At 68.8% G+C, this 23,094-nt stretch carries 21 protein-coding genes; 14 read left to right on the top strand and 7 right to left on the bottom strand.

What is annotated here, in order from left to right; genetic code table 11:
- Window positions 1-50 precede the first annotated feature (50 nt).
- From ABTV10_RS14915 to ABTV10_RS14890, 6 genes are all read left to right on the top strand, one after another.
- On the top strand, window positions 51-353 hold the full coding sequence (locus tag ABTV10_RS14915; protein WP_280759057.1) for a YggT family protein: 303 nt from the start codon (window positions 51-53) through the stop codon (window positions 351-353).
- Window positions 354-467: 114 nt separating this feature from the next.
- Window positions 468-1,292: a DivIVA-like cell division protein Wag31 gene (wag31, locus tag ABTV10_RS14910; protein WP_433605040.1), complete on the top strand. Its 825-nt coding sequence runs from the start codon at window positions 468-470 to the stop codon at window positions 1,290-1,292.
- A gap of 40 nt (window positions 1,293-1,332) precedes the next feature.
- A complete protein-coding gene (locus ABTV10_RS14905; RefSeq protein ID WP_499028114.1) occupies window positions 1,333-1,611 on the top strand; it encodes a hypothetical protein in 279 nt (92 codons plus the stop codon).
- Window positions 1,612-1,863: 252 nt separating this feature from the next.
- Window positions 1,864-5,049 (top strand): isoleucine--tRNA ligase, encoded by a 3,186-nt coding sequence (gene ileS, locus ABTV10_RS14900; protein WP_499028112.1) that lies wholly within the window; start codon window positions 1,864-1,866, stop codon window positions 5,047-5,049.
- A 75-nt stretch (window positions 5,050-5,124) separates the two neighbouring features.
- Entirely contained in the window at window positions 5,125-6,477 is a 1,353-nt protein-coding gene (locus ABTV10_RS14895; RefSeq protein ID WP_499028110.1) for a DNA polymerase IV, read from the top strand.
- 112 nt (window positions 6,478-6,589) lie between these two features.
- Complete coding sequence (locus tag ABTV10_RS14890; protein WP_499028108.1) at window positions 6,590-7,078, top strand: WKL family lipoprotein; 489 nt, start codon at window positions 6,590-6,592, stop codon at window positions 7,076-7,078.
- Between the two features lie 65 nt (window positions 7,079-7,143).
- Here ABTV10_RS14890 and ABTV10_RS14885 read toward each other — a convergent pair whose 3' ends face one another.
- On the bottom strand, window positions 7,144-7,899 hold the full coding sequence (locus ABTV10_RS14885; RefSeq protein WP_499028107.1) for a hypothetical protein: 756 nt from the start codon (window positions 7,897-7,899) through the stop codon (window positions 7,144-7,146).
- Window positions 7,887-8,840 carry a hypothetical protein gene (locus tag ABTV10_RS14880; RefSeq protein WP_499028105.1) on the bottom strand — a complete coding sequence of 318 codons (954 nt, stop codon included), beginning with the start codon at window positions 8,838-8,840 and terminating at the stop codon, window positions 7,887-7,889. The genes ABTV10_RS14885 and ABTV10_RS14880 overlap by 13 nt, the downstream gene beginning before the upstream one ends.
- Window positions 8,841-8,905: 65 nt before the next feature.
- On the opposite strand from ABTV10_RS14880, the gene lspA reads away from it, so the two are divergent.
- From lspA to ABTV10_RS14865, 3 genes are read left to right on the top strand one after another with little or no spacing between them, the layout of a single operon-like run.
- Window positions 8,906-9,511, top strand: coding sequence for a signal peptidase II (lspA, locus tag ABTV10_RS14875; RefSeq protein ID WP_499028103.1), 606 nt, complete (start codon window positions 8,906-8,908; stop codon window positions 9,509-9,511).
- 14 nt (window positions 9,512-9,525) lie between these two features.
- Window positions 9,526-10,434, top strand: coding sequence for an RluA family pseudouridine synthase (locus ABTV10_RS14870; RefSeq protein WP_433605026.1), 909 nt, complete (start codon window positions 9,526-9,528; stop codon window positions 10,432-10,434).
- Window position 10,435: 1 nt separating this feature from the next.
- A complete protein-coding gene (locus ABTV10_RS14865) occupies window positions 10,436-11,104 on the top strand; it encodes a hypothetical protein (RefSeq protein ID WP_499028101.1) in 669 nt (222 codons plus the stop codon).
- Window positions 11,105-11,120: 16 nt separating this feature from the next.
- Here ABTV10_RS14865 and ABTV10_RS14860 read toward each other — a convergent pair whose 3' ends face one another.
- Window positions 11,121-12,194: an alpha/beta hydrolase gene (locus ABTV10_RS14860; protein ID WP_499028100.1), complete on the bottom strand. Its 1,074-nt coding sequence runs from the start codon at window positions 12,192-12,194 to the stop codon at window positions 11,121-11,123.
- 75 nt (window positions 12,195-12,269) lie between these two features.
- On the opposite strand from ABTV10_RS14860, the gene rarD reads away from it, so the two are divergent.
- Together rarD and dnaE are read left to right on the top strand one after the other, a co-directional pair.
- On the top strand, window positions 12,270-13,202 hold the full coding sequence (gene rarD, locus ABTV10_RS14855; RefSeq protein WP_499028098.1) for an EamA family transporter RarD: 933 nt from the start codon (window positions 12,270-12,272) through the stop codon (window positions 13,200-13,202).
- A 60-nt stretch (window positions 13,203-13,262) separates the two neighbouring features.
- On the top strand, window positions 13,263-16,799 hold the full coding sequence (gene dnaE / locus ABTV10_RS14850; protein WP_499028097.1) for a DNA polymerase III subunit alpha: 3,537 nt from the start codon (window positions 13,263-13,265) through the stop codon (window positions 16,797-16,799).
- Window positions 16,800-16,865: 66 nt separating this feature from the next.
- On the opposite strand, the gene ABTV10_RS14845 is transcribed toward dnaE, so the two are convergent.
- The 3 genes from ABTV10_RS14845 to ABTV10_RS14835 form a co-directional block, all read right to left on the bottom strand.
- Complete coding sequence (locus ABTV10_RS14845) at window positions 16,866-17,126, bottom strand: hypothetical protein (protein WP_499028095.1); 261 nt, start codon at window positions 17,124-17,126, stop codon at window positions 16,866-16,868.
- Window positions 17,127-17,350: 224 nt separating this feature from the next.
- On the bottom strand, window positions 17,351-18,244 hold the full coding sequence (locus ABTV10_RS14840) for a DUF5995 family protein (protein ID WP_499028093.1): 894 nt from the start codon (window positions 18,242-18,244) through the stop codon (window positions 17,351-17,353).
- A gap of 101 nt (window positions 18,245-18,345) precedes the next feature.
- Window positions 18,346-18,585: a hypothetical protein gene (locus ABTV10_RS14835; protein WP_499028092.1), complete on the bottom strand. Its 240-nt coding sequence runs from the start codon at window positions 18,583-18,585 to the stop codon at window positions 18,346-18,348.
- Window positions 18,586-18,743: 158 nt separating this feature from the next.
- On the opposite strand from ABTV10_RS14835, the gene ABTV10_RS14830 reads away from it, so the two are divergent.
- The 3 genes from ABTV10_RS14830 (at window position 18,744) to ilvA (ending at window position 22,490) form a co-directional block, all read left to right on the top strand.
- Complete coding sequence (locus ABTV10_RS14830) at window positions 18,744-19,181, top strand: nitroreductase family deazaflavin-dependent oxidoreductase (protein WP_499028090.1); 438 nt, start codon at window positions 18,744-18,746, stop codon at window positions 19,179-19,181.
- Window positions 19,182-19,276: 95 nt separating this feature from the next.
- Entirely contained in the window at window positions 19,277-21,052 is a 1,776-nt protein-coding gene (locus ABTV10_RS14825) for a pyruvate dehydrogenase (protein ID WP_499028089.1), read from the top strand.
- 73 nt (window positions 21,053-21,125) lie between these two features.
- A complete protein-coding gene (gene ilvA, locus ABTV10_RS14820) occupies window positions 21,126-22,490 on the top strand; it encodes a threonine ammonia-lyase IlvA (protein WP_499028087.1) in 1,365 nt (454 codons plus the stop codon).
- On the opposite strand, the gene ABTV10_RS14815 is transcribed toward ilvA, so the two are convergent.
- Window positions 22,483-23,049: a TetR/AcrR family transcriptional regulator gene (locus ABTV10_RS14815; RefSeq protein WP_499028086.1), complete on the bottom strand. Its 567-nt coding sequence runs from the start codon at window positions 23,047-23,049 to the stop codon at window positions 22,483-22,485. The genes ilvA and ABTV10_RS14815 overlap by 8 nt on opposite strands.
- Between the last annotated feature and the right edge of the window lie 45 nt (window positions 23,050-23,094).

Raw genomic sequence — 23,094 nt, 5'->3', positions numbered from 1 at the left:
GCTCGTCGAATCGTTTTGATCGACCGGTTGTCGTCAGGCAGAGTGAAGGTGTGGCCGTGTTCTCGGTGATCTACGTGATCCTGTTCATCTTCTGGTTGTTGCTCATCGGACGGATCATCGTCGAGTTCATCCGGGTATTCGCAAGGGACTGGCACCCTACGGGATTCGTCGTGGTCGTCCTGGAGGTGATCTTCACGGTCACCGACCCGCCGGTGAAGCTTCTTCGCCGGCTCATCCCGCCGATCTCGCTCGGCGGGGTACGGCTCGATCTGTCGATCATGGTGCTGCTTTTTCTGCTGTTCATCCTCATGCAGGTCGTGTCGGGACTGGCGTCACCTTCGGGTTTGGTGTGACAGAATGACCCGCAGTTACAGTGTGACGAGTAACGAAATGGTTAACGAGTACGCGCAACGCGCTAGAACTGAATGCGTGCTAGACCGCCAAATGATGCGTGAAGGGATCCTTCCATGCCGCTGACTCCAGCTGATGTGCACAACGTCGCGTTCAGCAAGCCTCCGATCGGGAAGCGTGGCTACAACGAGGATGAGGTCGATGCCTTCCTCGATCTCGTCGAGCAGGAGCTGACGCGACTCATCGAGGAGAACGCCGATCTCCGTCAGCGCGTTGGCGAGCTCGATCAGGAGCTTGCCGAGGCGAAGAAGGCTCCGCGTCCGGCCGCGGCGGCGGCCCCGGCGCCGGCTCCGAAGCCCGAGCCGGTTCGCGTCGTCGAGCAGCCCAAGCCGGAACCGGTGCCCGCCGCGGCGCCGCGTCCGTCCGAGGACGCCAACATGCAGGCCGCCAAGGTCCTGGGTCTCGCGCAGGAGATGGCGGACCGGTTGACCGGCGACGCCAAGGTCGAGGCGGAACAGCTGCTCAGCGACGCCCGCACCAACTCGGAGCGTCTGGTCACCGATGCCCGCACCAAGTCGGAGACGATGGTCGCGGACGCCAAGCAGAAGTCCGATTCGCTGCTCTCGGATGCGCAGACCCGCTCGGAGACCCAGCTGCGCCAGGCCAAGGAGAAGGCCGACGCGCTGCAGGCGGACGCCGAGAAGAAGCACACCGAGATCATGGCGACGATCAACCAGCAGCGTTCGGTCCTCGAGGGCCGCATCGAGCAGCTCAAGACGTTCGAGCGTGAGTACCGTGTGCGGCTCAAGTCGTACCTGGAGTCGCAGCTCGAGGAGCTGGAGCAGCGCGGCTCGGCGGTGCCGGTCGACGGCGGCCAGGACGCCTTCGGGCAGTCCGGTTCGCAGTCCGGCTTCGGCCAGTTCGCCAAGGGAAACAACTGACCGAGCCGACGCCGGCCGGCTCTCGAGCAGAGGGTGAATCGTGCTGGTCATGACGCTGGTCCTCGCGGCAGTGGGGTTCGCACTGCTGGTGGTCGCCCTGATGACGGGCTCCGTTGTCTGGGCGTGGGGATGCATCGCGATCTGCGTCGCAGGTGCCGTCCTCCTGCTCGTCAGTGCACTGGCGAGCAGGAGGACGGCGCCTGCCGCGGATTCGACCGGCGCGGCACCGGACCGGGAGACCGGGCATCGGTCGTTCGGTCATCGCCGCGACGTCGAGTCGGACCCGGGCGATTCCGGGCGGAACTCGGCTCAGGGCTAGACTGAAACGCACACATGGCGTTGATCCGGCCATCACCGGGGAGCTTTCGGAAGAACGGTCGACTCTGCGTGTCGCGCCTCCGCGCGATGTGCAGTCGACTCACTAGACCCGAACGGGTGGGCCCGTCACAGCCTTGATCGAGCGGCTCGTCTCGCATGCGCGACGGCGGGCAAGCGGGGTGGTACCGCGGCTGCGACGCACAGGGCGTCGTCGTCGTCCCCGTGCCGGCAGATGGGCACGAGGAGCCACGCGGTGACAAGTAACGAATCCACCTCTCCCCGGACGAACGACGGGTACCCCCGCGTCGATCTCGTCGGCGGCCGCGCCACCGGCGCCGTCTCCTTCCCCGAGCTCGAGCAGAAGGTGCTCGCGGCGTGGGAGGCGGACGACACCTTCCGCGCCAGCATCGCGAACCGCGACGGTGCCGAGGACTTCGTGTTCTACGACGGCCCGCCGTTCGCCAACGGCCTGCCGCACTACGGCCACCTGCTCACCGGGTACGTCAAGGACGTCGTCCCGCGTTTCCAGACGATGCGCGGCAAGAAGGTCGACCGCCGTTTCGGCTGGGACTGTCACGGCCTGCCGGCCGAGCTCGAGGCGGAGAAGCAGCTCGGCATCAAGGACAAGTCGCAGATCGACGCGATGGGCCTCGCCGAGTTCAACGCCTACTGCAAGCAGTCGGTGCTGCGCTACACCGACGAGTGGCGCGACTACGTGACTCGACAGGCTCGCTGGGTCGACTTCGACAACGATTACAAGACCCTGGATCTGGACTTCATGGAGTCCGTGATGTGGGCGTTCAAGGCGCTCTACGACAAGGGCCTGATCTACCAGGGCTTCCGGGTACTGCCGTACAGCTGGTACGAGCAGACGCCGCTGTCCAACCAGGAGACCCGCCTCGACGACGCCTACAAGATGCGTCAGGACCCGGCCGTCACCGTCGACATGGTGCTCACCGCGCCGGAGCGGAGCCTGCGGAGCGACCAGAAGCACCTCAGTGACCTCGACGGTGCGAACGCACTGATCTGGACCACGACGCCGTGGACGCTGCCCTCCAACCTCGCGATCGCGGTCCACCCCGACGTCGACTACGTGCTGGTGCGCGGCGCCGACGGCAAGCGCTACGTGCTCGCGGCCGCGCGGGTCGGGCACTACGCCCGCGAGCTCGGTGAGGCCCCCGAGGTGCTCGGCGAGTACAAGGGCACCGACCTGGTCGGGCTGTCGTACGTGCCGCCGTTCGACTTCTTCCACGGCCCGGGCAAGGGCCACGAGGAAGCGCACCGCGTGCTCGCGGCCGACTACGTCACCACCGACTCCGGTACCGGCGTCGTCCACCTGGCACCGGCCTTCGGTGAGGAGGACATGGAGTGCGCGACGGCCAACGGCATCGCGATCGTGCAGCCGCTGGATCCGGGCGGCAAGTTCACGTCGATGGTGCCGCCGTACGAGGGCCTGCAGGTGTTCGATGCGAACCCGGTCATCATCAAGGACCTCAAGGCCGCCGGAAAGCTGCTGCGCCACGAGACGATCGAGCACTCGTACCCGCACAGTTGGCGTTCCGGCCAGCCGCTGATCTACATGGCGGTGCCGTCGTGGTTCGTCGCGGTCACCAAGTTCCGCGACCGCATGGTCGAGCTCAACCAGGAGATCACCTGGGTCCCGGAGCACATCCGCGACGGCCAGTTCGGCAAGTGGCTCGAGGGTGCGCGCGACTGGAACATCAGCCGTAACCGCTACTGGGGCAGCCCCATCCCGGTGTGGGTGTCGGACGATCCGTCGTACCCGCGTGTCGACGTCTACGGCTCGCTCGATCAGCTCGAGGCGGACTTCGGGGTGCGTCCGACGGACCTGCACCGTCCGATGATCGACGAGTTGCTCCGCCCCAACCCGGACGACCCGACCGGCAAGTCGATGATGCGCCGCGTTCCGGAGGTGCTGGACTGCTGGTTCGAGTCCGGCTCGATGCCGTACGCGCAGGTGCACTACCCGTTCGAGAACCGGGACTGGTTCGACTCGCACTACCCGGGCGATTTCATCGTCGAGTACAACGGCCAGACCCGCGGGTGGTTCTACACGCTGCACGTGCTGGCGACCGCGCTGTTCGACCGCCCGGCATTCAAGTGTGTTGCGGCGCACGGCATCGTCCTCGGCGACGACGGCCTCAAGATGAGCAAGTCCAAGGGCAACTACCCGGACGTCAAGGAGGTCTTCGACCGCGACGGCTCGGACGCCATGCGGTGGTTCCTGATGTCGTCGCCGATCCTGCGCGGCGGCAACCTGATCGTCACCGAACAGGGCATCCGTGAGGGCGTCCGCCAGGCGCTGCTGCCGCTGTGGAACGCGTGGAGCTTCCTGCAGCTGTACGCGTCCAAGCCCGGCCAGTGGCGGACCGATTCGCCGAACGTGCTCGACAAGTACATCCTCGCCAAGCTCGCGGCCACACGGGACGCGATCACCGACGCGCTCGAGGTCACTGACATCGCGGGGGCGTGCGACGAGCTGCGCACGTTCTGCGACGCGCTCACCAATTGGTACGTGCGCCGCTCGCGCAACCGGTTCTGGGACGAGGACCGCGACGCGATCGACACGCTGCACACGGTGCTCGAGGTCGTCTCCCGGCTGGCGGCGCCGCTGTTGCCGATGGCGTCCGAGGTGATCTGGCGGGGGCTCACCGGTGGTCGTTCGGTGCATCTGGCCGACTGGCCGTCCGAGACCGAGCTTCCCGCCGATCCGGAGCTGGTCGCGGCGATGGACGACGTGCGCAGCGTGTGTTCGACGGTGCTGAGCCTGCGCAAGGCGCAGAACCTGCGGGTGCGCCTGCCGCTGCCCGAGGTCACCGTCGCGTCGCCGGATGCGGAGAAGATGCGCCCGTACGTCGGCCTGATCGCGGACGAGGTGAACGTCAAGAAGGTCGATCTCACCGACGACGTCGACGTGCACGGCCGGTTCGAGCTCGTCGTCAATGCGCGTGCCGCCGGTCCGCGCTTGGGTAAGGACGTCCAGACCGTCATCAAGGCGGTCAAGGCCGGCGACTGGACCGAGACGGACGGTGTGGTGTCGGCGGCGGGTATCGAACTGCTGCCCGAGGAGTACACGCAGCGCCTCGTCGCGGCCGAGCCCGAGTCGACGGCGGCGCTGCCGGACGGCGCTGGCCTCGTCGTGTTGGACTCGCAGGTGACCGAGGAGCTCGAGGCCGAGGGCTGGGCCAAGGACCGGGTCCGCGAACTGCAGGACGCGCGCCGCAACGCCGGACTCGAGGTCTCCGACCGCATCTCGGTCACGCTGCAGGTGCCGGCCGAGCGCGTCGAGTGGGCGGAGCGTCACCGGGATCTGATCGCGGGTGAGATCCTTGCGACGACGCTCGAGCTCGGCGACGTCAGCGGTGACGCGGTTGTGGATCTCGGCGAGGGCGTCCGGGTCACCATCGCGAAGGCCTGAGCGACCTGAGTAAATAGCCACGCGCCGGGCGGACGGCAGGATCTCCTGTCGTCCGCCCGGCGTATTTTGAGGGCCATGGCCGACGCCGTTCCCGACCCCACCCGCAGCCGCCGGTGGGTCCTGCATCTCGACATGGACGCGTTCTTCGCGTCCGTGGAGCAGCTGACCCGCCCGACGCTGCGCGGGCGGCCGGTGCTGGTGGGGGGGCTCGGCGGTCGGGGCGTGGTGGCCGGTGCGAGCTACGAGGCCCGGGTGTTCGGCGCGCGGTCGGCGATGCCGATGCACCAGGCCCGGCGTCTGGTGGGCGCATCGGCGGTGGTGTTGCCCCCGCGCGGCGCCCTGTACGGGCACGTGAGTCGGCAGGTGTTCGACGCGCTGCGGGTGAAGATGCCGGTGCTGGAACAGCTTTCGCTCGACGAGGCGTTCGGCGAGCCGGCGGAGCTGGCCGGCGTCGGGAAGGCCGAGGTCGAGCGTTACTGCGAGGAGCTGCGGGCGCTCGTCCTGGCAGAGACCGGGCTGGTTGCGTCGATCGGGGCCGGCGCGGGCAAGCAGGTGGCGAAGATCGCGTCCGGGCTCGCCAAGCCCGACGGGATCACGGTGATCTCCCCGGATGTGCAGCAGCAGTTGATGAGTGCGCTCCCGGTTCGGAAGCTGTGGGGTGTCGGTCCGGTCGCGGAGGACAAGCTCAAGCGGTTGGGGATCGAGACGATCGGTGCGCTCGCGGCGCTGCCGGATCCCGAGGTCGTCTCGGTGCTCGGGGCGACGATCGGGCCGAGCCTGCAACGCCTGGCGCGCGGGATCGACGACCGTCCCGTCGCCGAGCGTGCCGACGCGAAACAGGTCAGTGCGGAAACGACTTTCGCGCAGGACATCGTGACGCTGGGGGAGTTGCGGCGCGCGGTCGAGTCGAGTGCCGCGGCCGCGTTCCGGCGCCTGGAGCGGGACGGGCGGGCGGCGCGCACGGTGGTGCTCAAGCTGCGCAAGTCGGACATGAGCATCGTGACGCGGTCTCTCACGTTGCCGTATGCGACGACCGATGTGCAGGTCCTCACGGCGACCGCGCAGCGGCAGGTGATCGACCCGCTCGAGTTGGGGCCGATCCGCCTTGTCGGGGTGGGGTTCGGCGGCCTGTCGGCGGCGAGTCAAGGGTCGCTGTTCCCCGAACTCGATCAGGCCGTTCCCGAGGCGGAGGGCGAAGAGGCGGGGAGCGATTCGGGCGCCGGCCCCCACGCAGAGACGTCGCCGCGGTGGCGGCCCGGGCTGGACGTCTCGCACCCCGAGTTCGGTCACGGCTGGGTTCAGGGGGCGGGGCACGGGGTGGTGACGGTTCGGTTCGAGACACGCAGTACCGGGCCGGGTCCGTCACGTACATTCGATGAGACCGACTGCGGTCTGGTGGTCGCGGACGCGACCGACAGTCTCAGGTGAGGCGTGCCTTACCGGTACCCTTGCTGTGAACTGGCGTCGTAGCTGGGACGGGGGGACACCGGCCCGGCAGATGCGTGAACGATGTTCGACCGAGAATGAAAAGGACAAGCACTTGAAGCTTCGGAAGATGACCATCGCCGGTGTGGCGATCGCGGCTGCCCTGACCATGTCGGCCTGCTCGGACGACGGCGGCAGCACCGAGCGCACCACGGTGCAGCAGACCACCACCACGGCTGCGCCCACGCCGACGCTCGCCCCGCCGACGGCCACCGACCTCAATGCGGCCCTCGCGAAGGCGTTCGACGAGAGCGTTCCGCTCGACCAGAAGGTGCAGCTGGTCCAGGGTGCCGAGGCCGATCCGGAGCTGATCAACCAGGTCGCCAAGGCCGCCAAGGACGCTGGCGCCACCATCGAGGTCGTCGACGTCACCCCGACCGGTGATGAAACCATCACTGCGGGTGTCACCCTGGTCATCAACGGTCAGCCCAACCCGGCGACGGTCGACTTCGTCGCCGAGGACGGCGTCTGGAAGATGTCGAAGTCGTACGCGTGCCAGCTGGTCACGATGGCGAACCTGACCTCGCCGGCCTGCCCCGCGTAGGTCCTCGTTCACGCGTCGATGCCGGCGTCACCCGATCGGGTGACGCCGGCATCGGTGTTTTCGCGTCAGCTCGCCGGCGAGGCGGCGTGTAGCCGTTCGGTCGCGGTGCGCGCGACGCCGGTCGCGAGGGCGCCGTCCGTGCCGTCGGGTCCGGTCGCGACCACCTGCACCACCGTCGAGTCGACGACGGCGAGCACGACCTCGGACACGAGCGTGAAGCCCTCGCTGGTCGTGGTGAGCCGGACCGCGGTGGCCGCGTCGCCGACGACGGGCTGCGGGAGGGGCTCGATCCGGTACCGCACCGACACCCCGTCGGCGTCGGTGCCGGTGAACGTCGTGCACGCGCGCAGCGTGTCCTGGACGGCGGCGAAGGCGTCGTCGGCGCCGGTCCCCGCGTAGCCGGCGGCGTCGACGTCGATGCTGGTGAATCCGGGACCGGTGAAGTTTTCCTCGGCCGCGGTGACGGCCCCGGGGGCCTGACGGGCCACCGTGTCGGCGACGTTCGCGCAGCGGGTGGGGTTCGTCGTGGACCGGTCGGGTTCGGGCTCCTCACCCGGTTGCGGGGTCGGGTCGGCCACCGCGGGCAGCCGCGCGAACCCGGTGGGCAGATCCGCCGCGGCGGGCAGCGCGGCCCGCAGCGCGTCGGCGTCCCTGATCGGACCGGCTGCCGGGCTCTGGGGTGCGGTGACCTCCGGGCCGAGGTCCGCCGCCGCGGGCCCCGACCGGTCCGGCTCGTCGGGCGAGTCCCCGCACGCGGTCAGCGGGGCCGCGAGCGTGACGAGGGCCGCGGCCGCGGCGACCGTGCGGGTCAGCCGGCCCACTGGACCTGCTCACTGGTCGTCTGCTGGAGTCGCATCGAGCCCGCGGGGTCGCTGAACGACTGGGTTCCCGCGACGATGACGGACCCGGTGACCGGGAGCGGCGAACGGAGGTCGACGACGACGGTGCCCGATCCGTGCAGCGAGTAGGAGTCGACGTTGAGCGTGCCGGCGCCGTTCGGCAGTTCGAAGACCGGGGACTTGGGGAACTGCTCCACCTGGACGTCGATCGTGAGGCGATCGCCGTCGCGGGCCGACAGGGTGGCGGTGGTCACCTGATCGAGGGCGATCGCGCTCATCACCTGCTGATGGATCTTCCACACCGCGCCCACGCCGATCGGTTCGACGGGGAACGCGACCATGCGGTAGACGGCCTGGTAGAACGCCTGCTCGATCATCGAGCGGGCCTTGTTCTGCGCGTCGGGGTCGGGTCGCAGTCGCAGCGCCGTGATGGCCCCCGACTCGTTCATCGTGAACCCGGCGTGCGAATCGGTTGCGGGCGTGAGGAGTTCGTTCGTCTCGTCCTCGGGGGTGGTCGGGGTGCCGAGTGTGAGATCGACCGTCGTGGCGGGGATGGTGTCCGTCGCGGCCTGCGTGACCAGCGCCGCGAGCGGCATCGTCAGCTGCGGGGTGGAGAAGTCCTGCGCGGCCTGGCCGTCGATCTGTTGCGAGACTGTGGCGGTCGTCACCAGCTGGGCCTGCTGCCGGGTTCCTTGCCCGGGGCGAAGCTGCACCACCGCGCGCGGCTCGGCGCCGGCGTCGACGATCTCGGTAGTGGCGGTGGTCACCGGCACGGTGACCTCGTCGGATGCTGCCCCGACCGCATCGGGGCTCGCTGGGGCGGCGTCACCGCCGCTGCTGCACCCGGCGACCAGCACCGACAGGGAGAGCGTCGCCGCGACGAGCGCGGATCCACGGCGGAGGAGTTTCGAGGACAGTGGCACGCCAACAGGTTAGTCGTCGCGGGTTGGATGACCGGTCTGTCTCCCGAGTAAGGGATGATGGCGGGGTGAGCGACGACCGCGCCGACAGCGCCGACCGTGCAGTGAAGGGTGAACCGATTTCCGAGCCAGCCGCCTCCGAACCCGACGAGACCGTCGGGCCGGTGTCGTCCGGGCCGCGTCGGATGGTGCTGCTCGTCGGTGTCGCGGTGGTCGTGCTCGGACTCGACCTGCTGACCAAGGTGCTCGCGGTCGCGTTCATCGATCCGAAGAACCCGGTCGAGATCATCGGTGACACCGTCACCCTCACTCTGATCCGCAATCCGGGCGCAGCGTTCTCGATGGCCACCGGCATGACGTGGTTGCTGACCCTGGTCGCGGTCGGCGTCGTGGTCGGCGTGATCAAGATCGGGCGCACGCTCAGTTCGCCGTGGTGGGCGCTGGGTCTCGGTCTCGTCCTCGGCGGCGCGCTCGGTAATCTGATCGACCGGATCTTCCGCTCGCCCGGCCCGCTGCAGGGCCACGTCGTGGACTTCGTTTCCGTGGGCTGGTGGCCCGTGTTCAACGTGGCCGACTCGTCGATCGTGTGCGGGGCGATCCTGCTCGTGGCACTCACGCTGTTCGGGATCGAACCGAGCGGCGTCAAGACTTCTGGAAAGGGGGATGCGGCTTGAGGGAGACGCGTTCGATGCCGGTTCCCGACGGACTCGAGGGGATGCGGGTCGATGCCGGCCTGGCCCGTCTGCTCGGGCTCTCCCGCACCGCGGTGGCGGCGCTGACGGAGGAGGGGGCCGTCCTCGTCGACGGGGCGCCGGTCGGCAAGTCCGACCGGCTCGCGGCCGGGACGTGGCTCGAGGTGGAGCTGCCCGAGCCGCCGCGACCACTGACGATCGAGGCGGAGCCGGTCGAGGGCATGGAGATCCTCTACGCCGACGACGACGTCGTCGCGGTCGACAAGCCGGTCGGTGTCGCGGCGCACGCGAGCGTCGGCTGGACGGGGCCGACGGTCATCGGTGGTCTCGCCGCGGCGGGCTTCCGCATCTCCACGTCGGGCGCACACGAGCGGCAGGGCATCGTGCACCGTCTCGATGTCGGCACGTCCGGTGTCATGGTGGTCGCGACGTCGGAGCGCGCGTACACGGTCCTCAAGCGGGCGTTCAAGCAGCGCACCATCGACAAGCGCTACCACGCGCTGGTGCAGGGGCATCCGGATCCGAGCAGCGGCACGATCGACGCGCCGATCGGCCGGCACCGCAGCAACGACTGGAAGTTTGCGGTCACGGCGGACGGCAAGCCGAGCATCACGCACTACGACACGGTCGAGGCGTTCCAGGCGGCGAGCCTGCTCGACATCCACCTGGAGACCGGCCGCACGCACCAGATCCGCGTGCACTTCTCGGCGCTGCGCCACCCGTGCTGCGGCGACCTGACGTACGGCGCCGATCCGCGCCTGGCGGAGCGGTTGGGCCTCGAGCGGCAGTGGCTGCATGCCCGTTCGCTGGGCTTCGCGCATCCGGCCGACGGGCACTGGGTCGAGATCACCAGCGAGTACCCGAAGGATCTGCAGCACGCCCTCGGGGTTCTGCGGGGCACGTGAGATGAGTTCGCGGATCTGGCCGGCCGTCCTCGCGGTGGTCGTGCTGGCGGGCACGGTCGTGGGTCTCGGGGTGGCCAACCCCGTACCGGCCGCCCGGATCTCGACCGACCGGCTGGGGCCGGACTCCGGCGAGCAGGTGTCGGAGTATCTCGATCGCGCGCACGCCACGCTCGGTGCCGGGGCAGACGCGGATCCGGGGACACCGCACTGGGCGCTGGTGTCGCTGGACGCGCCCGTGACGACGGCGCAGTTGCTGGACGTCGTCGGCGACATCCGGGTGTCGCAGGTCCTCTTCCGCGTGCCGCTCGAGCGGGCGCAGACGCCCATGGTGGCGATCCCGGTGGCGGCGAACCCGGCAGCGGTGCAGCGTGCGCCGTCGGTGGCGGCCGCGCGGTTGCAGGCGTCGGTGGTCGGACACGACCGCTCGTCGCTGCTCGCGGCGTACTCGGCCGCCCAGTTGTCCGCGGACTGCGCGTGTGTGGTGGGCGCGACGGTGCGCGGTTCGCTCGAGCAGTTGCGTGCGCTCGACGCGGCTCCGTCGGTGCGGGCGGTCGAGGCGCTGCCGGCGGATGCGGTCGCGGGTTCGTTCGCGGTCAGTCCGCTGCTGCCGTCGCAGACCGCCGTCGTCCTACCGGGCCCCGACGACGGCCCGGTGCCGCTGCGGGGCTGACGTGCCCGGGGGGCCGTCAGGCCCCCGGGGTGTCGACCGTGTGCTTGCGGACGAAGTCGATGGTCTGCGCCAGCGCGTTCATGCCGTCGGCGTGGTCGAGGTCGAACTGGAACTCGTGCGCGAGCGGCGGCTGGTGGTCGTCCGGGTAGAACAGCGTCGTCACGTCCACGCCGAGGCGCGTGAGTTTCGCGGCCATCGCCTTGGACTGCTTGTCGGTCAGGAGGTCCGCGTTGCCGCCCGAGATGTATGCCGGCGGGAAGTTCCCGGTGACGTGGCGGAGCGTCGACATCTGCGCCACCGCGGTCGAGTTCGCGAGGTCCCTGGTCCCCGTGTACGCCCAGAGCGACTTGTCGGCGCCCCAGCCGACGAGGCCGGGACCGCCGACCAACTCGGTGACCTCGTAGATGCCACAGTTCAACACCACGCCCCGTAGCTGCTCGGGCCGCAGGGCCGACTCGATCCCGACGTCGCGGGCGTAGTCGGGGTTGGTGGTGAGCGCGGCGAGCTGACTCGACAGCTGCGCCCCGGCGGAGTCGCCGGCGAGGACGATGCGGTTCGAATCCACGTGCAGCCGTTCGGCGTTCGCGAGGACGTAGGCGTGCGCGTCGCGCAGTTGCTCCACCGCGGTCGGGTACGTGCGTTCGGGTCCGAGGGAGTAGTCGAGCGACACCACGGTGAAGCCGGCGTCGGCGATCAACTGGTAGTAGGGCGCGTAGTCGGTGCGGTGACCGGAGATCCAGGCGCCGCCGTGCGTCCAGATCACCGTCGGGAGCACGTCGGCGGTGCCGACGGCGGCCTCGGGGAAGTAGACGTCGAGGAAGGCGTCGTCGTCGCCGGCGCGGTACTGCTGGTCGGTGATCGACGCGACCCCGTCGGGCGCGTGCTTCTGCAGGGCGTTGGTGGTCTTCGCGGCGCCGCGGTCGAACACGGCGCGCACGAGCATCGATCCGGGCCACCGGCTGGCGGCGAACACGACGGGACCGGCGACGACGGGGAGGAGGGTGGTCAGCGTCCAGACGGCGCGTCGACGCCACGGTCGCGCCGTGGCGCGAGCGGCTCCGGTCTCGTCCGTCGCGGTGGTGGGCGTCACAGGAAACTCCTTGGCGGCGGGCGCAGTTCGAGGCAGTGGCGAGTCAGCGTAGCCCGGGGGCTATCGTGGCCGGACGTGACACCACGGCCCCGCTCGGAAGATTCCACCGGATTGACGGCGGGTGTCGGTGCCTACCTGATCTGGGGCGCGTTCCCGATCTTCTTCGGTCTGCTCGCACCCGCCGGTTCGCTCGAGGTGCTGGCCCACCGGATGGTGTGGACCGTTCTCCTGATGCTCGGGGTGCTGGCGGTGCTGGGCCGCCTCGGCTCGTTGCGCGGCATGGGGGCGCGGACGTGGGCACTGGTGGCCGCCGCGACCGTCGCGATCGCGATCAACTGGGGCGTCTACATCTACGCGGTGACCTCCGGGCACGTCGTCGAGGCCGCCCTCGGATACTTCGTCAACCCGCTCGTCAGCGTCCTGCTGGGGGTCGTGTTGTTCCGGGAGCGGCTGCGGCCGGCCCAGATCGTCGCGCTGGTCCTCGCCGCGGTCGCCGTGGTCGTCATCACCGTCGACTACGGGCATCCGCCCCTCGTTGCGCTCACGCTGGCGCTGTCGTTCGCCCTGTACGGCGTCGTCAAGAAGGTGGTGCCGCTCGACCCGCGCACGAGCCTCACGGCGGAGGGCGTGGTGGCGGCACCGTTCGTGGTGGCCTACCTGGTCGTGCTCGCGGTGACCGGTACCGGAACGTTCCTCGGCCACGGCGTCGGACACAGCCTGCTGCTCATCGCGGCGGGGCCGGTCACCGCCGTGCCGCTGTTGCTCTTCGGTGTCGCGGCCCAGCGGATCCCGCTGACGACCCTCGGCATCCTCCAGTACCTCACCCCAGCGCTGCAGATGGCGTGGGGCGTGCTCGTCATGCACGAGGTGATGCCGCCGTCACGGTGGATCGGATTCGCCCTCATCTGGGTGGCGTTGGTGGTGTTCACCACAGACGCGCTGGTTCGGGCACGTCGGGCTCGCCGCGGCGCGTCGCGGGTCACCGAGACCGTCGGTGCGAGGGCATAGACTCAGGGACTGCTGGACCTCCCGATACTCGCGTATCGGGCGAAATACAGAGAGGCGCGCGTGGCTGACTCGTTCGTACACCTGCACAATCACACCGAGTACTCGATGCTCGACGGTGCGGCAAAGGTCGGTCCGTTGTTCAAGGAGGCCGAGCGCCTCGGGATGACCGCGGTCGGCATGACCGACCACGGCAACATGTACGGCGCGAGCGAGTTCTACAACGCTGCCAAGAAGCACGGCATCAAGCCGATCATCGGTATCGAGGCGTACATCGCGCCGGAGTCGCGGTTCAACACCAAGCGTGTGCTGTGGGGCGACCCGAGCCAGAAGTCCGACGACGTTTCCGGTAGCGGCTCGTACACGCACATGACGATGGTCGCGGAGAACTCGACGGGTCTGCGGAACCTGTTCAAGCTGTCGTCGCTCGCGTCGATCGAGGGTCAGCTCGGCAAGTGGCCGCGCATGGACGAGGAACTTATCGCCCAGCACGCCGAGGGCATCATCGCGACGACGGGCTGCCCGTCCGGCGAGATCCAGACGCGGTTGCGTCTGGGCCACGACCGCGAGGCCCTCGAGGCCGCCGCGAAGTGGCAGGAGATCTGGGGCAAGGACAACTTCTTCCTCGAGCTGATGGACCACGGGCTGTCCATCGAGCGCCGGGTGCGGGAGGGCCTGCTCGAGATCGGCCGCAAGCTCGACATCCGTCCGCTGGCGACCAACGACTGCCACTACGTCACCAAGGACGCGGCCGAGAACCACGAGGCGCTGCTGTGTATCCAGACCGGCAAGACGCTGTCGGATCCGACGCGCTTCAAGTTCGACGGTGATGGCTACTATCTCAAGTCCGCCGAGGAGATGCGGGCGATCTGGGACGCCGAGGTGCCGGGCGCGTGCGACAACACGATGCTCATCGGCGAGCGGGTGCAGCCGTACGAGGACGTGTGGCAGCACCGCGACCGGATGCCGATCTTCCCGGTGCCCGACGGCCACACGCAGCAGACGTTCCTGCGGCACGAGGTGATGCGCGGTCTCGACCGGCGCTTCCCGTCCGGTCCGCCGCGCGAGTACCTCGAGCGCGCCGACTACGAGATCGGCGTCATCAACGAGATGGGCTTCCCGGCCTACTTCCTCGTGGTCGGCGACCTGATCAACCACGCGCGCGAGGTCGGCATCCGCGTCGGTCCGGGCCGAGGCTCGGCGGCCGGGTCGCTCGTCGCGTACGCGATGGGCATCACCAACATCGACCCGATCCCGCACGGGCTGCTGTTCGAGCGGTTCCTCAACCCCGAGCGCGTGTCGATGCCCGATATCGATATCGACTTCGACGATCGCCGCCGCGGCGAGATGGTGCGCTACGCCACCGAGAAGTGGGGCAGCGACAAGGTCGCGCAGGTCATCACGTTCGGCACCATCAAGACCAAGGCCGCGATCAAGGACTCGGCGCGAGTCCAGTTCGGCCAGCCCGGTTTCGCGATCGCCGACCAGATCACCAAGGCGCTGCCGCCGCCGATCATGGCGAAGGACATCTCGGTGGCGGGCATCACCGACCCCGAGCACGAGCGGTACAAGGAGGCCGTCGAGGTCCGGGCGCTCATCGAGTCCAACCCGGACGTCGCGAAGATCTACCAGACCGCGCTCGGCCTCGAGGGCCTGATCCGCAACGCCGGTGTGCACGCGTGTGCGGTGATCATGTCGTGCGAGCCGCTCACCGACGCCATCCCGGTGTGGAAGCGGGCGCAGGACGGCGCGATCATCACCGGCTGGGACTACCCGTCGTGCGAGGCCATCGGCCTGCTGAAGATGGACTTCCTCGGTCTGCGCAACCTCACCGTCATCGGTGACGCGATCGAGAACATCAAGGCCAACCGCGGCATCGACCTCGATCTCGACACGCTGCCCATCGACGATCCGGCGACGTACGAACTGCTCGCGCGCGGCGACACGCTGGGCGTGTTCCAGCTCGACGGCAGCGCGATGCGGGATCTGCTGCGGCGCATGCAGCCGACGGGCTTCGAGGACATCGTCGCCGTGCTCGCGCTGTACCGCCCGGGTCCGATGGGCATGAACGCGCACAACGACTACGCCGACCGCAAGAACGGGCGACAGGAAGTCAAGCCGATCCACCCCGAGCTCGAGGAGCCGCTGAAGGACATCCTGAAGGACACCTTCGGTCTGATCGTCTACCAGGAGCAGATCATGCAGATCGCTCAGAAGGTGGCCGGCTACTCGCTCGGACAGGCAGACCTACTGCGCCGCGCGATGGGTAAGAAGAAGAAGGAGATCCTCGACGAGGCCTACGACGGCTTCGCCGACGGCATGAAGGCCAACGGCTTCTCGCAGGCGGCGATCACGGCGCTGTGGGACACGGTTCTGCCGTTCGCCGGCTACGCGTTCAACAAGTCGCACGCCGCCGGTTACGGCCTGGTGTCGTTCTGGACCGCGTACCTCAAGGCGAACTACCCGGCCGAGTACATGGCGGGCCTGCTCACGTCCGTCGGCGACGACAAGGACAAGGCGGCGGTGTACCTGTCGGACTGCCGGAAGATGGGTATCACGGTGCTGCCGCCGGACGTCAACGCGTCGCGGGTCGACTTCGCGTCGGTGGGCGAGGACATCCGGTTCGGTCTGGGCGCGGTGCGCAACGTCGGCGCCAACGTGGTGGGGTCGATCATCGCGGCGCGCGAGGAGAAGGGGAGTTTCACCGACTTCTCCGACTACCTCAACAAGATCGACGCGCTGGCGTGCTCCAAGAAGGTCACCGAATCTCTCATCAAGGCAGGCGGATTCGACTCGCTCGGGCATCCACGTAAGGGCCTGATGCTGGTGCACGCCGACGCGATCGACGCGGTGATGGGCACCAAGAAGGCCGAGGCCATGGGCCAGTTCGATCTGTTCGGCGGGGAGGACGCCGACGAGTCGATCGCGTCCGTGTTCAACGTCAAGGTGCCCGACGAGGAGTGGGACACCAAGCACAAGCTCGCTCTCGAGCGCGAGATGCTGGGTCTGTATGTGTCCGGCCATCCCCTCAACGGTGTGGAACACGTGTTGGCTGCGCAGTCCGACGCGTCGATCCCGACCATCCTCGAGGGGGACGTCAAGGACGGCACCCAGGTGACGATCGGCGGCATTCTCGCGTCGGTCACCCGGCGCATCAACAAGAACGGATTGACCTGGGCCTCGGCCCAGCTCGAGGACCTGTCCGGTGGCATCGAGGTGCTGTTCTTCCCGCAGGCGTACTCGGTCTACGGCATGGACGTCGTCGAGGACTCGGTGGTGCTGGTCAAGGCGCGGGTGTCGGTTCGCGACGACCGGGTCTCGCTCATCGCGAACGACTTGGCCGTGCCGGATCTTTCGGCGATCGGTGTGGCCAAGCCGGTGGCGGTCAGTCTGCCGGTTCGCCAGTGCACCAAGGAGAAGCTCGGTGCGCTCCGGCAGGTGCTGTCCCGCCATCCCGGCACCGCGGACGTCCACGTCAAACTCATCGGCTCCCGCGGCACCTCGCTGTGGAAGGTCGACGAGGTGCTTCGGGTGGAGCCGTCGTCGTCGCTGATGGGCGACCTGAAGGCGCTGCTCGGGCCGAGTTGCCTGGCAGGTTGACGCCCTGACGTGAAGCTGCCCGGACCGGGAAGCGGTCCGGGCAACCCGCACGCCGGCGCGGTGCGGTCACTTGTAGTGGCACTGGCCGTGGCCGTTGCCCTGCCAATTACCCGGCATGCATCCGCAACCCTGGTGGTGCTGCCCCTGGTGGTGGTGCACCGGGGTCACCGCGACCACGGCGGGCTTCGCGGCGGGCGTCGTGGTGTCTGCGAGTGCAGGTGCTGCGGCCAACCCGAGCGGGACGGCCGTGAGCGACAGCGTGACGAGGACTTTGGCGAGCATGCGCCGCGTCGAGCGCTCTCGTGGTGTTCCGTACTCCTGTTCCATGCGAGATCCTCTCCGCACGGCCGACCACCGGGGCCGTCTGCCGCCGGCGGCGACCACCGGATGGTGGTCCGGCGGTCGAGGGCCGTTGCGGTGCGTCGGGTACCGCAGTCACGACCTCGGCGCATCGCTGCTTGTCGTGCACTTCTCATGTTATTGCCGGATTTGTCCACTATCGGAAACTCGTAGCAGATTCACAGGTGGCCGTGACCTGGGCGGTGGCGTGCTCAGAGTCCGCCGAGATCGGACAGGACCTCGAGCGCGTGGTCGGTGGCCCGCCACAGCGCGTCGATCTCCTGCTCCGCGGCGGGCCGTGTCTGCGGGTTCTGCAGCGCGAAGCCGTTCGCGAGGGTGATGGTGTTGTAGCCGCTGTCGACCGCACGCAGCAGTAGTCGGGACGGCTGGTCGTTGCCCGCCAGCCGGTCCAGTCCCTCGCCCACGAAGTAGAACCGCCAGAGTGGGCCGAGGTCGCCGCCGTACAGTGCCTTGGTGAGCATCACGATGGAATCACCCTTGACCGCAATCGAATCGACGATCTTGTAGTAGTCGGGGATGTTCTCGTGTCGGGTGCCGCTGGAGTCGACCGCGTAGGCGAGATCGACGGTGAGGTGGGCGTTGTAGCCGGCCATCGCGACCCGGGCAGGGCTCTGCGTGCACTGTCGGGTCAGTGCGAAGTAGTGGGCCCACGGCGGATCGACCGGGGCGCCGGTGAATTCGGCGTGCAGATTGCGCAGGTAGCGGGCGAGGAGGTCGTAGCTGATCGTCGGCGCCCACACTCGGTCGCGGAGCGCGGTCGGGTCGCGTTGCAGGGGTAGGACGGCCGCGTATTCGACGGCGTTCAGTCCCACCGAGAACAGGCCTCTCCAGTCTCGGTGTGCGACAAAGATGTCCGTTATCCGGCGGTGCCGGTCGATCGCCGTCTCGAGCAACCCGAGCCCGGAACCGGACAAGGTGGACGTATCGCTCAGCTCGGTGATGTGCTCGATCTCGGTCGTGCTCAACGGTGTTCCGCACGCGGTCGCGACCGGGACGGCGACGTCGGCAGCGGCGGGGCCGGGGGAGAGGAGTGCGAACGATGCAGTAAGCGTGGCGGCGGATGCGTACAGCCGACGGAGGCGCATCGCCCGAGCCTAGATCGCCGGAAGCGATTTCGGGGCACCGTCGCCGGTGGGGTGTCACGCGACTCGGCGGCGTCGGTCGCGAGCCGGGTGCGCGGTGGGGGCTATCGGCGGTGGTGCGTGAGCATGACGCGCCGGGTCCACCACACCACCACAGCCGCGCCCGCGGCGGTGAGCACGGCCGTCTGCAGCACCTGGGTGAGGGTGAGGATCAGCAGGAACACCAGGAGCCCGGCGGCGATCGCCTCGAGCTTGTAGAGCGGCCACGCGGTGCCGGCGATGTCGACGGTCTCGATGGTGGCGTGCGTACGACCGCGGGCGTGTCCGTGCTGTGCGGCGGTCATGCGTTCACCTCGTCCGTGTTCGGCGACGGTCCTCATCGTTGTTCAGAATACCGACACAGTGGAGTTCGGTCCAACGAACAATTCCGGCCGACGTGCGGAAGTCCTGAACTCCGGGCATCCGAGTGGTCAAGATCATGTGCGGGGTGTTGACTGGGTCCATGCCACTTATCGGTGAATACGAACCCAGCCCCTCCTCCTGGGCCTCGGACCAGGTCGACCTGTACGAGCGCTCCGGCGGCACCGAGGGAACGATGATGCAGGGCAAGCCCGTCGTCATCCTGACCACGAAGGGTGCAAAGTCCGGCAAGCTTCGCAAGACCCCGCTCATGCGGGTCGAGCACGGCGGTGAGTATGCGGTGGTGGCCTCGCTCGGCGGGGCCCCCAAGCATCCGGTCTGGTACCACAACGTCGTCGCCGACTCCCACGTCGAACTGCAGGACGGTCCCGTCAAGCAGGACATGACGGCACGCGAGGTGACCGGCGACGAGAAGGCCGAGTGGTGGCAGCGCGCGGTCGAGGCCTGGCCGGACTACGCGGAGTACCAGAAGAAGACCGACCGGCAGATCCCGGTCTTCGTGCTCACGCCCCGGCGATAGTCGCGTTCGCCGCGGTCCCGGCCCCGGGCGGCGCGTTCCGGGTAGCCTGCGAGTAATAAGGCCACGAATCCGGATCGTGCGGGCGGAGGCTTGACATGGCGGCGAAAACTGTTGCAGATCAACTTGTTTCTCAACTCGTGGGCGCCGGAGTGCATCGCATCTACGGGATCGTGGGGGACAGTCTCAACCCGGTGGTCGATGCCGTGCGCCGCACCGGCGGCTCGGCGGCGGGTGGCATCGACTGGATCCACGTCCGGCACGAGGAGACGGCGGCATTCGCCGCGGCGGCCGAGGCGCAGCTCACCGGTCGGCTCGCCGTGTGCGCGGGTTCCTGCGGCCCGGGCAACCTCCACCTGATCAACGGTTTGTACGACGCGAACCGCTCCGGCGCCCCCGTGCTGGCCATCGCGTCGCACATCCCGAGCGCCCAGATCGGCACCGGTTACTTCCAGGAGACGCATCCCGATCGTCTGTTCGTGGAATGCGCGCGTTACACCGAGATGATCAGCACGCCGGCGCAGTCGGCGCGGGTCGTCCAGAGCGCGATGCAGCACGCGCTCGCGCAGTCCGGCGTCGCGGTCGTCACGCTGCCCGGCGACGTCGCCGAGGAACCGGCGCTGGGCACATCGCCCCCTCTGGTGCGGACCGGGCGGCCCTCCGTCGTTCCGGCGGAGGAGGACGTGCGGGCGCTCGCGGACGCGATCAACACCGCCTCGGCCGTCGCGATCTTCGCCGGCGCCGGCGTGCGGGACGCCCGCGAGGAGGTCCTCGCGCTCGCCGACACGGTCGGCGCGCCGATCGGGCACACTCTGCGCGGCAAGGCGTTCATCCAGTACGACAACCCGTTCGACGTCGGTATGACCGGGCTGCTCGGGTACGGCGCCGCGCACGACGGCATGCACGACGCCGACCTGCTCATCCTCGTCGGCACCGACTTCCCCTACGACCAGTTCCTGCCCGACGACGTGCGCACCGCGCAGATCGACGTGGCCGCCGAGAGACTGGGGCGACGCACCGGCGTCGACCTGGCCGTGCACGGGGACAACCGGTCGGTGCTGCGGGCGCTGGCGCCGCTGGTGAACCGCAAGACCGACCGCGGTTTCCTGGAGAAGTCCCTGGACCGGCACGAGAAGCTCATGACCAAGGTCGTCGGTGCCTACACCGAGCCGGTCAGGCAGCGGGTCCCGATCCATCCCGAGTTCGCCGCGTCGATTCTCGACGACGTGGCCGCCGCGGACGCGGTCTTCACCGCGGACACCGGCATGTGCAATGTGTGGGCCGCGCGGTACCTGAACCCCAACGGTCGTCGCCGGTTCCTGGCGTCGGCGCTGCACGGTTCCATGGCGAACGCGTTGCCGCACGCGATCGGGGCGCAGTTCGCCGAGCCCCGCCGTCAGGTCGTGACGATGTCCGGCGACGGCGGGTTGTCGATGCTGCTCGGGGAATTGATCACGGTTGCGATGTACAAGCTGCCGATCAAGATCGTCGTGTTCGACAACTCGACGCTCGGCATGGTCAAGCTCGAGATGCTCGTCGACGGCCTGCCCGATTTCGGGGTGGATGCTCCATCTGTCGACTATGCCGCTCTCGCAGCGGCTTTGGGGATCTTCTCCCGCCGGATCGAGGATCCGGCGGACGTGGAGTCCGGCCTCCGGGCGGCCTTCGACCACGACGGCCCGGCGCTGATCGACATCGTCACCGACCCGAATGCGCTGTCGCTGCCCCCGTCGATCACCGGCGAGCAGGTGCGCGGATTTGCCCTCGCGATGTCCAAGATGGTGATGAACGGTGGTGTGGCGGAAGCGGTTCAGATGGCCAAGTCGAATCTGCGCAACGTGCCGCGGCCGTCGCAGTTCTCGCCGCGCGGCTGACATCTCCGACCGCGACAGGGCCCCCGGGTGGGGCGGTTGCGCGGAGTGCCGTGTGTAGTGGGAAAATGCATGGGTGTCTAACTCGCCGGAACTCGCAGAACTGAAGGTAACCTCGCCCGCGCTCAACGCGGACGAGATCGATGCGGCTGCCGAGCGAATTGCGCACATTATCGACGCGACCCCCCTCCAACTGAGCGACAGGCTGTCGGCGCTCACGGGGGCCAGGGTCTACCTCAAACGCGAAGACCTCCAGGTGGTCCGCTCGTACAAGCTGCGCGGTGCCTACAACCTGATCATGCAGCTCAGCGCCGTCGAGCGCGCGGCCGGTGTCGTCACCGCCAGCGCCGGCAACCACGCCCAGGGCGTCGCGTTCGCGTGCCGGGCGATGGAGATCCGCGGCCGTATCTACGTCCCGGCCAACACGCCGAAGCAGAAGCGCGACCGGATCATGGTGCACGGCGGCGGGTTCGTCGAGCTCATCCCTACCGGGGAGACCTACGACGCTGCGGCCGCGGCCGCGGCAGCCGACGTCGAGCGGACCGGGGCGACCATGGTCCCGCCGTTCGACGACACCCGCACCGCCGCCGGTCAGGGCACCATCGCGGCCGAGATCCTCGAACAGCTGGGCGAGGCGCCCGACTGCGTCGTCGTCCCGGTCGGTGGTGGCGGCTGCATCGCCGGCATCGCCACCTACCTGCACGAGCGGGCACCCCAGACCACCATCGTCGGTGTCGAGCCGGTGGGCGCGGCGTCGATGACCGCGGCCCTGGTGGCCGGCGGTCCGGTGACGCTGCCGGAGGTCGATCCGTTCGTCGACGGCGCCGCGGTCAAGCGCGTCGGCGACCTGCCGTACGCGGTGGTGTCGGGGCTCGGGGCCAGTGTCGTCTCGCACGCGTCGCTGCCGCTGGTGACCGGTCCCCGCGCGGGTCGCGTCCCGGAGATGGGTCCGGAGAAGTTCGCGATGACGCAGGTCGACGAGGGTGCGATCTGCACCGCGATGCTCGAGCTTTACCAGAACGAGGGCATCATCGCCGAGCCCGCCGGGGCGCTGTCCGTCACGGCGCTGGGTCAGGTCGACGTCGAGCCGGGCAGCACGGTCGTGTGCCTGATCTCCGGTGGCAACAACGACGTCTCCCGTTACGGCGAGATCCTCGAGCGGTCGCTCGTGCACCTGGGTCTCAAGCACTACTTCCTGGTGGATTTCCCGCAGGAGCCGGGCGCGCTGCGCCGCTTCCTCGACGAGGTGCTGGGTCCGGACGACGACATCACCCTGTTCGAGTACGTCAAGCGCAACAACCGGGAGACCGGTGCGGCGCTGGTGGGCATCGAACTCGGTGCGGCCGACGGGCTGTCCGACCTGCTTGACCGGATGCGCAGCTCGCGCATCGAGGTCGAGCAGCTCGAGCCCGGTTCGCCCGCGTACCGCTACCTCACGTAGTCGGGTCGCTCTCCGGACGGTCGCTGACCGCCGGGTCGGTGTCGAGCAATCGATGCACCACCCGGCGGTGCAGGTCCGGATCGGGTTCCGGCAGCCCCAGTAGCGCGGCCAGGTAGATGCCGTCGCCGACCAGCCGGATGATCTCGGCCTGGACCGGGTCGTCGATCTCGGCGAGCAGTCCGGCGTCCCACGAGCGCATCACGTCCGCGACGGCCTGCTGGACCTCGTCGTGCTGACCGTCGGCGCTGCGCATGGCCGCGAGCATCGAACGGTAGAGCGCGATCTCGTCGGCCGAATCGGCCGGCGGGTACTGCAGGTAGATCTCGGAGACGGTCCGACCGGTCGAGACGGCGTCGGCCAGCTGCTGGTCCGAGCGCTCGCCGAGGCGCCGCACCATCGACGCCAGCAGCGCCTCCTTGGTGGGGAAGTGGTAGAGCAGTCCGCCCTTGGAGACCCCTGCCGCCGCGGCCACCGCTTCGAGGGTGACCTGTGCCACGCCGACGTCGAGGAGGAGACGTTCGAGGGCGTCGAGGATGCGATCGCGTGTGTCGGATGCCATGAATGTCACTGTACCGGCTGGACGGTCGGCTGCTATCCTGGAGTC

The sequence above is a fragment of the Paraburkholderia sp. RHO2 genome, from assembly GCF_050955445.1.
Classification (GTDB): Bacteria; Actinomycetota; Actinomycetes; order Mycobacteriales; family Mycobacteriaceae; genus Prescottella; species Prescottella agglutinans_A.
This window is presented reverse-complemented; position numbering and strand designations above follow the sequence as displayed.